Origin of the sequence: Streptomyces sp. BA2, from assembly GCF_009769735.1 — a bacterium.
GTDB lineage: Bacteria > Actinomycetota > Actinomycetes > Streptomycetales > Streptomycetaceae > Streptomyces.
Genome location: NZ_WSRO01000002.1, coordinates 1,009,473 through 1,021,756, shown reverse-complemented (window position 1 = coordinate 1,021,756; position 12,284 = coordinate 1,009,473). Strand labels below are relative to the sequence as shown.

Here is a 12,284-nt window from a genome sequence, read left to right as displayed (position 1 = left end):
GAGAGAAGAGATGACCCGATCACCGGTCGAGGACGTGTGGCCGCTGTCGCCGCTCCAGGAAGGGCTGCTCTTCCATGCCGCCTTCGACGACCAGGGACCGGACGTATACACCGTGCAGTCCGCGCTCGACATCGACGGACCCGTGGACGCGGGCCGGTTACGGGCATCGTGGGAGGCGCTCCTCACCCGGCACGCCGCACTGCGCGCCTGCTTCCGTCAGGTGAGCGGGGCGCAGATGGTGCAGGTCATCGCGCGAGACGTGGCGCTGCCCTGGCGTACGGATGACGTGTCGTCCCTCGCCGCGTCCGAACAGCCCGCCGCGCTGGAGCGCCTGGCGGAGAGCGAGCGGGCGGAGCCCTTCGACCTGGCGGTGCCTCCGCTGCTGCGCCTCCTCCTGATCCGCATCGGCGAGCACCAAAGCCGCCTGGTCGTCACCAGCCACCACATCCTGATGGACGGCTGGTCGGCCCCGATCCTCATCGGTGAACTCTCCGAGATCTACGCGGCGGGCGGCGACGCCTCCCGGCTCGGCCGCACGACCTCCTACGGCGAGTACCTGAAGTGGCTCGGCCGCCAGGACAGGGAGGCCGCGCGGGACGCCTGGCAGTCGGAACTCGCGGGCGCGGACGAACCGACGCTGGTGGCACCGGCCGTACCGGACCGGCTCCCCGTCTTCCCCGAGAACGTGAGCGAAGACCTCACCGAGGAGACCACGCGGGACGTGGTGGAGCTGGCCCGCGCCAACGGCCTGACGGTGAACACCGTGGTCCAGGGCGCGTGGGCGCTGGTCCTCGCGCGGCTCGCCGGGCGCACGGATGTGGTTTTCGGCGCGACGGTGGCTGGCCGTCCCGCCGAGCTGCCGGGCGTGGAGTCGATGGTGGGGCTGCTCATCAACACGCTGCCCGTCAGGGTTCAACTGGACGGCACACAACCCGTGTTGGAGATGCTCCGTGCGTTACAGGAGCGCCAGTCGGTGCTGATGGCGCATCAGCACCTGGGCCTCCCGCAGATCCAGAAGGCCGCGGGCCCGGGAGCGGGCTTCGACACGCTCCTGGTGTACGAGAGCTTCCCCCAGCCTCCGGCTGCCTCCGACTCCGCGTCTGCGTCCGCCTCGCCGGACAGTGAGCGTCTCTCCCTCAGGCCGGCGGGGTTCACCCGTGAGGCGGCGCACTATCCGCTGGCCCTGGTCGTCGGCCCCGGCGAACGCATGCACCTGAAGCTCGAGTACCGGCCGGACCTGTTCGGCCGAGGTGTCGCCGCGGCGGCGCTCGCATCGCTGGTGCGGGTCCTTGGAAACGTGGCCGCCGATCCCACGGTGGTCGTGGGACGCGTCGGCGCGATGGCGGCCGCCGAACGTGAGGCGGTGGTTCAGCCTCGGCGCGGGGTGGTGCCCGAGTTGATCGCCGGGCGCGTGGTCTCGTCGCCGGGCTCGGTGGCCGTCCAAAGCGAACGGACGCTGTCGTACGGGGAGTTGTGGGCTGAGTCCGGTCGCTGGGCCCAGTACCTGGCGGGCACGGGGGTGCGGCGCGGCGACCGTGTCGCGGTGGTGATGGAGAGGTCGCCGGACCTGGTGGCGCTGCTCCTGGGAATCTGGCGAGCAGGCGCCGCCTATGTGCCGGTGGACGCGGGCTGGCCGACGGAGCGGGTGGCGTTCGTTCTGGAGGACGCGGCTCCGGCACGAGTGGTGTGCACGTCGGGGAGCCGTGGCGTGGTGCCGGAGCGGGCCGCCGCGCGGCTGGTGGTCCTCGACGACCCTCAGGTGCGGGCGGCACTGGCGGCGTGCGGAACCGTCAAGCCGATCGTGCCGGTGGTGGCCGCGCAGGACGTGGCGTACGTGATGTACACGTCGGGCTCGACCGGCACACCCAAGGGCGTGGCCGTGCCCCACGGCAGTGTGGCGTCGCTGGTGGGGGAGCGGGGCTGGGATGTGGGTGCGGCGGACGCGGTCCTGATGCATGCCCCGCACGCCTTCGACGCGTCGCTCTTCGAGCTGTGGGTCCCGCTGGTCGCGGGTGGCCGTGTGGTGGTCGCCGAGCCCGGTGTGGTGGATGCCCAGCAGGTGCGTGAGGTCGTGAAGGGCGGTGTCACGGCGGTGCATCTGACCGCCGGTTCGTTCCGTGTCCTCGCCGAGGAGTGGCCCGACTGTTTCGCGGGACTGCGTGAGGTACTGACCGGTGGCGACGTGGTCCCGGCCGCGTCGGTGGCCCGTGTGCGCGAGGTCTGCCCGGACGTCGTCGTCCGCCACCTGTACGGGCCGACGGAGACGACGCTCTGCGCGACCTGGCACGTGCTGAGGCCGGGCGACGCGATGGCTCCCGTACTCCCGATCGGGAGTCCTCTGCCCCACCGCCGGGCCTACGTCCTGGACGCCTTCCTGCGGCCCTTGCCGCCGGGCGTGACCGGCGAACTCTACTTGGCCGGCGCCGGGTTGGCGCAGGGCTACTGGAACGGCCAGGGCCTGACCGCGGAGCGGTTCGTGGCGTGCCCGTACGTCAGCGGTGAGCGGATGTACCGCACCGGCGACCTGGTGCGATGGACCGAGGGTGGGGAGCTGCTCTTCGTCGGGCGCGCCGACGCGCAGGTGAAGATCCGTGGCTTCCGCGTCGAGCTGGGCGAGGTGGAGGCGGCCCTCGCCGATCACCCCGCCGTGGCTCAGGCCGTGGTGGTCGCCCGTGAGGACGGTCCGGGTGAGCGGCGCCTGGCCGGCTACGTCGTACCCGAGGGGACGGAGACCATCGACCCCCAACTCGTCCGCGCCCATGCCGCCGAGAGCCTGCCCGACTACATGGTCCCGGCCGCCGTCCTTGCCCTGGGCGCCCTGCCCGTGACCCGCAACGGCAAGGTCGACCGCGAGGCCCTGCCCGCCCCCGACTTCGCCGAGCGCGCCTCCTCCGGCCGCAAGCCCCGGACCGCGGCCGAGGAGACGCTGTGCCGCCTGTTCGCCGAGGTGCTCGACCTGGAGCGGGTCGGGCCCGACGACAGCTTCTTCGACCTGGGCGGCGACTCGGGCCTCGCGATGCGCCTCGCCGGACGGATCCGCGAGGAGTTCGACGCCGATCTCGGCATCCGGCAGTTCTTCGGCTCGCCGACGCCGGTGGGGGTGGCCCGGCTGCTCGCCACGAAGGCGCGGCCCGTGCTGCAAGCGGTCGAGAACCGAGACGAAGTCCCGGTCACGGCAGGGCAGTTCCGCACCTGGCTGATGTCGGGGCTCGACGAGGAGGCGGGAACCGACCGCATCCCGGTGGCGCTGCGGCTCAGTGGCGACCTTGACCAGGACGCGTTGCGGGCGGCCCTCGGCGATGTCGCCGCGCGGCACGAGATCCTGCGCACCACCTTCGACGGGGCCCGCGGTGGCGCTGTGCGGCAGCGCGTCCTGGACGCCGCCGTGTCCCGTCCCGCGCCGGCCCTGGTGCGGGCGACCGAGGCGGAGCTGCCGGAGCTGCTCGCCGCCCGCGCCAGGCACGCGTTCGACCTCGGGCAGGAAGTACCGTGGACGCAGGCACTCTTCCGCCTCTCGGACACCGAGTACATGCTGCTGCTTGTGGTGCACCGGATAGCCGCCGACGACGCCTCGCTGGACGTCCTGGTCCGTGACCTGGCGACCGCGTACGGGGCGCGCCGCGAGGGCCGGGTGCCGGAACGGGCCCCGCTGCCCCTGCAGTTCGCCGACTACGCGCTCTGGGAGCGGCAGCTCCTCCAAGGCGAGCAGGAACCCGAGAGCCTGTTCAACGACCAACTCGCCTACTGGCAGGACACCTTGGCGGGCATCGACGCCGAGATCGAGCTGCCCGCAGACCGGCCGCGCCCGACCATCGCCTCGCACCGGGCCGGGATGGTCCCGCTGCACCTCGACACCGAGGCGCACGGCCGTCTCGCCGACCTGGCCGATGACGACGGGACGACGACGTTCATGGTGGTGCAGGCGGCCCTCGTGCTGCTGCTCGCCCGGCTCGGCGCGGGCACCGACGTCACCATCGGCACACGGATCCCGCGTCGGGACGAGTCCGGTCTCGAATCGCTGGTGGGCCCCTTCGCCGGGGCGCTCGCGTTGCGTACGGACGCGTCCGGCGACCCCACGTTCCGCGAGTTGCTCGGCCGGGTCCTGACGGCGAACCAAGAGGCACGCGAACACCAGGACGTACCGTTCGAACGCCTCGTGGACGCCCTGGAACTGCCGCCCTCGCTCGCACACCACCCGGTGTTCCAGGTGCTCCTTGAAGTCGACGACAGCGTCGCCGAGCCCTGGGACCCCTGGGAGCTGCCCGGCCTGCGCACCACGCGCCTGGAGCTCGGCACGGAAGCCACCGAGCTGGACCTGGCGTTCAGCCTCACCGAACGGTACGAGCCTGACGGTGACCTCGGCGGCATAGACGGTCAACTCCGTTACGCCACAGAGCTGTTCGACCAGCGGACAGCGCAGACGATCGCGCAGCGCTTCGTCCGCGTGCTCGACCAGGTGACGGCCGATCCGGAGCGGCGCCTGAGCGAGGTCGACGTACTGCTCGACGCCGACGAGGCCCGTCGCCTCGTGGCGGGCGGGAACGACACCACCGCGGAGAGTCCCGCGCGCACCGTGGTGGAGATGCTGGCCGAGCAGACGGCACGTACGCCCCACGCGGTCGCCGTCACGGATCCGCACGGCGCCCTGACGTACGAGGCGCTGGACGCTGCGGCGCAGCGGCTCGCCCGTCGGCTGATCGAGCAGGGTGCGGGCCCGGAGAGCGTCGTCGACGTGGCGCAGCCGACCGGCAACGCCTTGGTCGTCGCGCTGCTCGGGGTGCTGAAATCCGGTGCGGCCGCCTCCTTTGCCGAAGACCCCGCACGCCCACGGAAGGGTGTCGATCTCACGGTCGCCGACGTCCCGATACCGGACGAGACCAACTGGGCGGCGGAGAAGGCCGGTTGTGCCCAGCCTGCCCTTCCGGGGCATCCGGCGCTGGTCCTCGCGGGCGCCGTCGTAGAACACCGCACGCTCGCCTCCCACACGGCGTACCACATGCATGCCTCCCCGGCGTTGGGCGCGGCACCGTTGCTGGATGCCAGGGCCCCGTTCGCGGCGCTCGTGTCGCCGCTGCTCGCGGCGCTCTGTGCGGGAGGGAGCGTGCGGCTCGGCATACCCGGTCAGGACCTCGGAGCGGGGGAGACCGGGACCCTGGTGGTCACCACCCCCGAGCAGCTTGAGGCCGCCCCCGAGGCCCTGGTCGTGGACCTGGCGGGCGAGGCGCGAACCGTGGGTCCGGCGGGCGAGTCGCCGGCCGTGGACCAGGTGCGCGGCTGGCGGGAACGGCACCCCTCGACGCCGCTGGTGTGCGGCTACGGAGTGCCGGAAACGGGAGGGGCCTGGCTGGAGCACCGGACGGGCCCCGAGACGGCCGGCGCCTGGGAGCCCCGCACCGGCAGCCCGGTCCAGAACACCCGCGCCTTCGTGCTCGACGAACGCCTGCGTCCGGTACCGCCGGGTGTCACGGGCGACCTCTACCTTTCGGGCACCACGCTGGCCCGTGGCTACGCGCGCGCCCCGGGACGCACGGGCGATCGGTTCGTCGCGTGCCCCTTCGGCGGCGCGGGTGAGCGCATGTTCCGTACCGGCGAACGGGCGAAGCGGACGAACGAGGGCCGCATCGCCGTACAGCCCGAGGACCAGGGGTGGAAGCGGGACACCGGCGCGGGGCGGCGCATGGGCAGGAACCGCGGCGACCTGGGTGTCCTGCTGCCACTGCGGCCGGAAGGCAGCCGCCCTCCGCTGTTCTGCCTGCACACCGGTATGGGCCTGAGCTGGACCTACGCCGCTCTCCTGCCGCACCTGCCCCAGGACCAGCCCGTGTACGGCGTCCAGGCGCGCGGGATCGCGCGGTCCGAGCAACTGCCGGGCAGCATCGAGGAGATGGCGGCCGACTACGCGGACGAGATCCGCACCGTCCAACCCGTCGGCCCCTACCACCTCCTGGGCTGGTCCATCGGCGGAACCATCGCCCAGGCCGTCGCCGCCCGCCTGGAGGAACTGGGCGAAGAAGTGGCGCTCCTGGCGCTGCTCGACGCCTATCCCGGCAGCGGCGCCGCCAAGTCGCGGTTCCGCGGCGAGGAGGGGCGGGAGTCGGAAGGCTACGGCGTGCTGCGACAAGGGGAGGGCGCCGACGTGGCCTCCCTCTACCGCTCGTCGGGCATGAGCGAGCAGGCCCTCTCCAACCTGGAGACGGTCGTCCGCAACATGTCGGGCTTCGCACCGGACCACACGCCCCGCCCCTCCCACGGCGACCTGCTGCTCTTCGTGGCGGCAGCCGACCGGACAGAGGAGCGGCCCGTCGCGGAAGCCGTCGCGAGCTGGCGTCCCTTCGTCGAGGGCGACATCGAAACGCACGAAGTGCCCGTCGGCCATTACGACATGCTCAAACCCGAAGCTCTTTCGCGCATCACGCGGGTTGTCGCGCGGAAACTCGCCGACAAAAATCCGGAACAGCGGACATCAACCCCAGCAACCGAAAAGGACTGAACGATGACCAATCCGTTCGACAACGAAAACGGCACCTTCCTGGTTCTCGTCAACGACGAGGGACAGCACTCCCTGTGGCCCGCTTTCGCCGAGATCCCCGAAGGCTGGACCACGGCCCACGGCGAGGGCACCCGGCAGGAATGCCTCGCGTACATAGAGGAGAACTGGACGGACATGCGGCCGAAGAGCCTCATCGCGGACATGAGCAGGAACGAGACGGCGGCGCCGTAGGTGGACACGGAATCGCTGGTGACCGTGGCGATCGGCGATGTCGCCGTCATCGTCATCGTCTCCCGCCTCCTCGGAGCGCTGGCCCGCCGCTGCGGCCAGCCGGTGGTCATCGGACAGATCGTCGCCGGTATCGCCCTCGGCCCCACGCTCCTCGGCCGCCTGCCCGGAGATCCGACATCGCGGCTCTTCCCGCCGGAGGTACTGCCGTTCCTGACGGTGCTCTCGCAGATCGCCATCGTGATCTTCATGTTCGTCGTGGGGTACGAGATGGACTGGCGGCAGCTGCGCCAGGGAGGCAGAGCGGCGGCCACCGTGGCGCTGTGCGCGTTCCTGGTCCCGGCCGGTCTGGGCGTGGGCGCGGTGGGGGTGTTCCACGGGGCGTTCGACGCGGTCCAGCCGGGGCACGCGGACGGCAGGGCGTTCTGGCTGTTCATGGCCGTGGCGGTCTCCGTCACCGCGCTGCCCGTGCTCGCGGCCATCGTCCGCGAGCGGGGGCTCGCGGGCACCCCCGAGGGCACCGTGGCCACCACTGCCGCCGGGCTCATGGACGTGGTGGCGTGGCTGGTCCTCGCCGCCGCGCTCGCCGGCACCGGGCACGCCACCGGCCGGTCGTGGCAGCTGACGCTGCTCCTGATCGCCCTGTTCGTGGCGGCCCTGTTCCTGCTGGTGCGCCCGGTGCTCGGGTGGTGGCTCCGGCGCTCCAGGGTGGTCCTCGCCAACCAGCTCACGATCGCGCTCGGCCTCGCGCTCGGCAGCGCCTGGGTGACCGCCGAGCTCGGTCTGCACCCCGTGTTCGGCGGGCTGCTCGCCGGCCTCACGATGCCCCGCAGGGACGGCGTGCCGGACGCCGATGTGCTGCGGCCGATGGAGCAGACCTCCGACCTGCTGCTCCCGCTGTTCTTCGTGACGACGGGCCTTTCCTTCAACATCGGCTCGCTGGACGGGAACGGCGGCCTCCTGCTCCTGCTGATCCTCGCCGTGGCGGTCCTGGGCAAGCTCGGACCTGCGTACGCGGCATCGCGGATCAGCGGCATGGACACGTACCGTTCGGCGACCGTCGCCGCGCTGGTGAACACCCGCGGTCTCACGGAACTGATCGTCCTGAACGTCGCGTTGGACGCGGGGATCATCGGCCCTGCGCTTTTCACCGTTCTCGTACTCATGGCATTGGTCACCACCTTCATGACGGGGCCTTTGCTCTCTCTCGCACGGCGCAGGCATGAACGGAAAATCCCGCACCGTCCGGAAAAGAAGGCCGTTCCCGCGCTGACGGATGGACAGCCTTGACGCCCGGGCAGGGCGATTTCAGACTCGACTGAGCATGAGAATTTGCTGTTTTCCCGTCCGGGAGAAAAGAGGGGGGATGACCTTGCCGGATTCCGAGGAATTCGACGTGGTGGTGGTCGGCGGAGGGCCCGCCGGGTCGACACTTGCCGCACTCGTGGCCATGCAGGGGCGGCGGGTCCTTGTCCTGGAGAAGGAGTTCTTCCCGCGCCACCAGATCGGCGAGTCGCTGCTGCCGTCCACCGTGCACGGCGTCTGCAGGCTGACCGGCGTCGCGGACGAACTGGCCAAGGCGGGGTTCCCGCGCAAGCGCGGCGGCACCTTCAGGTGGGGCGCCAACCCGGACCCCTGGACCTTCTCCTTCTCGGTCTCCCCGCGCATGAGCGGACCGACGTCGTTCGCCTACCAGGTGGAGCGTTCCAAGTTCGACGACATCCTGCTCAAACACGCCCGCAAGGTGGGCGCCGAGGTACGCGAAGGCTGCGCGGTGCTCGACGTCATCGACGACGCCGAGCGGGTCAGGGGCGTCACGTACACCGACGCCGACGGCAACGTACGCCGGGCGCTCGCCACGTTCGTCGTGGACGCGTCGGGCAACAAGAGCCGCGTGTACCAGCGTGTGGGCGGCAAACGCGAATACTCGGAGTTCTTCCGCAGCCTCGCCCTGTTCGGCTACTTCGAAGGCGGCAAGCGGCTCCCGGAGCCCAACTCCGGCAACATCCTGTCGGTGGCGTTCCCGAGCGGCTGGTTCTGGTACATCCCGCTCAGCGACACCCTGACGAGCGTCGGCGCCGTGGTGCGGCGCGAGATGGCCGAGAAGATCCGGGGCGACCAGGAGAAGGCGCTCATGGCGCTCGTCGACGAGTGCCCCCTGATCGGCGAGTACCTCGCGGACGCCAAGCGGGTCACCACCGGCCAGTACGGACAACTGCGCGTCCGCAAGGACTACTCGTACCACCAGACGACCTTCTCCCGCCCCGGCCTCGTCCTCATCGGCGACGCGGCGTGCTTCGTCGACCCGGTGTTCTCGTCGGGCGTCCATCTGGCGACGTACAGCGCGCTGCTCGCGGCCCGCTCCATCAACAGCGTCCTGTCCGAACGCGTCGACGAGGAACGGGCGTTGAAGGAGTTCGAGGCCCGCTACCGGCGCGAGTACGGCGTGTTCTACGAATTCCTCCTGTCCTTCTACGACATGCACCACGACGAGGACTCCTACTTCTGGCAGGCAAAGAAGGTCACCAGGACCGAGCGGCCCGAACTCCAGTCCTTCGTCGAACTCATCGGCGGAGTCTCCTCCGGCGAGCGCGTCCTGACCGACGCCGAGATCCTCGCCAAGCGGTTCTCCTCGGGGTCGCAGGAGTTCGCCGCCGCGGTCGACGAACTGGCGGGCAGCGAGGACGGAAGCATGGTGCCGCTGTTCAAGTCCTCGGTGGTGCGCGAAGTCATGCAGGAGGGCGGCCAGGTCCAGATGCGCGCCCTGCTCGGCGATGACGCCGAAGCGGAGGCCCCCTTGTTCAGCGGAGGCCTGGTGCCGTCACCCGACGGCATGTTCTGGCAGCAGCCCGTGCCCGCCCAGAGCCCGCCCGCATAGCAATCGAAGCGAAGGAGGTCCGCGCATGGCGCGGCCGTCAGACCTCTCCATGCACAACCGCAGGGACCGTCTCGACCCGCTGCCCGAGCTGAGCGAACTCAGCGCGCGGGCACCGCTGTCCGAGGTCGAGCTCGGCGACGGGCCAAGCTCCTCGACGGGCTGGCTCGTCACGGGCCACGACGAGGTGCGCGCGGTCCTCGGCGACGCGGAGCGGTTCAGCACGGCCCCGCCCGCGGGCGGCACCCGCCCTGTCCAGGCGGGCAACCTCATCCAGTACGACCCGCCCGACCACTCCCGGCTGAGGCTGCTGCTCACACCGGAGTTCACGGTCCGCCGGATGCGCGGCCTTGAGCCCGCCGTCGAATCCGTCGTGGCGGACTGCCTGGACTCCCTGGAGAAGGCAGGGCAGCCCGCCGACTTCATGCGGCACGTCGCCTGGCCCGTCCCCGGCCTCGTCATGTGCGAGCTGTTCGGCGTCGAGCGCGACGACCGGGCGGAGCTCGCGCGGCTGCTCAAGGTCAGCCGCCCCGCCTTCCGCGGCCGACAGCTGCAGATGACCGCGGGCGCCGCCTATCTCGCGTACGTCGACCAACTCGTCGCCCGCAACCGGCGCGCACCCGGCGACGACCTGCTCGGCAGGCTGGTGCGCCGGCACGGCGACGACATCGACGACGACGAACTCGTCGGCCTCACCGCGTTCGTCATGGGCTCCGGCGTCGAGAACATGGCCAGCATGCTGGGCCTCGGCATCCTCGCGCTGCTCGAACACCCCGATCAGCTCAGCCTGTTGAGGCGGTGCCCGCACCTGATCGACCAGGCGGTGGAGGAGTTCATCCGCTACCTCTCGATCATCCCGACGGCGTCGCCGCGGACCGCCCGCGAGGACGTACCCCTCGCGGGCAAGGTGATCAAGGCCGGGGACCAGGTGGCCTGTTCGCTGTTCGCGGCCAACCGCGTCCGGCCGCCCGGCGCGCCGCCGGACGTCCTCGACATCACCCGTGAGGCCACCGCCCATGTCGGGCTCGGCCACGGCATCCACTACTGCATCGGGGCGTCGCTGGTGCGGATGGAGCTCAGGAGCGCCTACCTGGCGGTGCTTCGCCGCTTTCCCGAACTGCGTTTGGCCGTACCGCCAAAGGAGATCCGCTTCCGGACACAGGCGCCGTACGGCGTGGAGACACTGCCGGTCACCTGGTAGGGGAGCCATGACATCGACGACTGAGACGACTGAGACGACCGAGACGACCGAGACGACCGAGTCCGGACCCGTGTACGTCCGCCGCGAAGGCTTCGGCCCGGCCGTACAGCTGCGCAGGCTGTCAGAGGGCCGTCCCGTCACCCGGATCGACGTGGGCCCGGGGACCGACGGAGTGCCCGTCTGGCTCGTCACGGGCCACGCGGAAGTACGCCAAGTCCTCGGCGACCACCGGAGGTTCTCCACCCGGCGCCGCTTCGGACCGCGCTCACCGGAGGGACGGGACGAGGGCCCGCGGCCCGACGAGCTGATCGGGCAGCTCATGGACTACGACCCGCCCGAGCACACAAGGCTCCGGCAGTTCCTCACGCCCGAGTTCACGCTGCGCCGGATGCGCAGGATCGAGCCGGGCATCACCGGCATCGTCACCGAGCACCTCGACGCCATGGAACGCACGGGGCCGCCCGCCGAACTGGTCGGGGCCTTCGCCTCGCCCGTCCCCGGCGCGGCCCTGTGCGAGCTGATCGGAGTGCCCCGCGACGACCGCGGCGACTTCCTGCGCCGCTGCCACGCCTTCCTCGCGCCCGGCCGGGGGCGGCAGCGCCGGGCGGCGGCAGGGGAACTGCTCTCGCGGTACGTCGCCGCGATGGTGGCCCGGCAGCGCACCGACCCCGACGAAGGCTTCCTGGGCATGCTGATCCGCGACCACGGCGACGAGGTCACGGACAAGGAACTGCGAGGTGTGTGCGTCCTGTTGGTGCTCGCCGGCCTCGACAACATCTCCGGCATGCTGGGCCTCGGCACCCTCCTGCTGCTCGGTCACCCCGACCAGCTCGCCGCCGTGCGCGACGACCCCGGAGCCGTGGACGGCGCGGTCGAGGAGTTGCTGCGCTACCTCTCGGTTCCGCACGCCCCGACGCCCCGGACAGCCCTGGAGGACGTCACCGTCGGGGACCAGCTCATCAAGGCGGGGGAGCACGTTCTGTGCTCGCTGCCGATGGCCAACCGAGACCCCGCGCTGCTCGCCGAGCCGGACCGCTTCGACATCGCACGGGCGCCGGGGGCCCATGTCGCCTTCGGCCACGGCATCCACCACTGCCTGGGCGCGGCACTGGCCCGCATGGAACTGCGGATCGCCTACCCGGCGCTGTTGCGGCGCTTCCCCGGCCTGCGCCTCGCCGTGCCCGAGCACGAGGTGCCGTTCCGCGTGCACGCGCTCGCCCACGGTGTGCAGCGGCTGCCGGTCACCTGGTGAAGGACAAGGCCAAGGAGGAACAGATGGACATACGGGTCGATCGCAACCGATGCGCGGGTTCCGGGCTCTGCATGGCCCAAGTGCCCGCTGTCTTCGACCAGTCCGACGAGGACGGCAAGGTCCTGCTGAACGCACAGGACCCGGGCCCCGCGGTGGCAGGGGCCGTGCGCGCGGCGGCCGCGCGGTGCCCGTCCGGCGCGATCACGCTGCACGAACACGACACCGCCGGCCACTGACG

The 12,284-nt window shown here is 71.3% G+C and carries 7 protein-coding genes; all 7 read left to right on the top strand.

The window, feature by feature from the left end; genetic code table 11:
* The first annotated feature begins 10 nt into the window (after positions 1-10).
* The 7 genes from E5671_RS07335 (at position 11) to E5671_RS07305 (ending at position 12,282) form a co-directional block, all read left to right on the top strand.
* Positions 11-6,490 carry an amino acid adenylation domain-containing protein gene (locus E5671_RS07335; protein WP_160503029.1) on the top strand — a complete coding sequence of 2,160 codons (6,480 nt, stop codon included), beginning with the start codon at positions 11-13 and terminating at the stop codon, positions 6,488-6,490.
* 3 nt (positions 6,491-6,493) lie between these two features.
* Positions 6,494-6,721, top strand: a complete 228-nt coding sequence (locus tag E5671_RS07330; RefSeq protein WP_160503028.1) for an MbtH family protein — start codon at positions 6,494-6,496, stop codon at positions 6,719-6,721.
* On the top strand, positions 6,722-8,008 hold the full coding sequence (locus E5671_RS07325) for a cation:proton antiporter domain-containing protein (RefSeq protein ID WP_160503027.1): 1,287 nt from the start codon (positions 6,722-6,724) through the stop codon (positions 8,006-8,008).
* Positions 8,009-8,084: 76 nt separating this feature from the next.
* On the top strand, positions 8,085-9,596 hold the full coding sequence (locus E5671_RS07320) for a tryptophan 7-halogenase (RefSeq protein ID WP_160503026.1): 1,512 nt from the start codon (positions 8,085-8,087) through the stop codon (positions 9,594-9,596).
* 25 nt (positions 9,597-9,621) lie between these two features.
* Complete coding sequence (locus E5671_RS07315) at positions 9,622-10,794, top strand: cytochrome P450 (protein WP_160503025.1); 1,173 nt, start codon at positions 9,622-9,624, stop codon at positions 10,792-10,794.
* 7 nt (positions 10,795-10,801) lie between these two features.
* Positions 10,802-12,046, top strand: a complete 1,245-nt coding sequence (locus E5671_RS07310; RefSeq protein WP_160503024.1) for a cytochrome P450 — start codon at positions 10,802-10,804, stop codon at positions 12,044-12,046.
* Positions 12,047-12,069: 23 nt separating this feature from the next.
* Complete coding sequence (locus tag E5671_RS07305) at positions 12,070-12,282, top strand: ferredoxin (RefSeq protein WP_160503023.1); 213 nt, start codon at positions 12,070-12,072, stop codon at positions 12,280-12,282.
* The last annotated feature ends 2 nt before the right edge of the window (positions 12,283-12,284 follow it).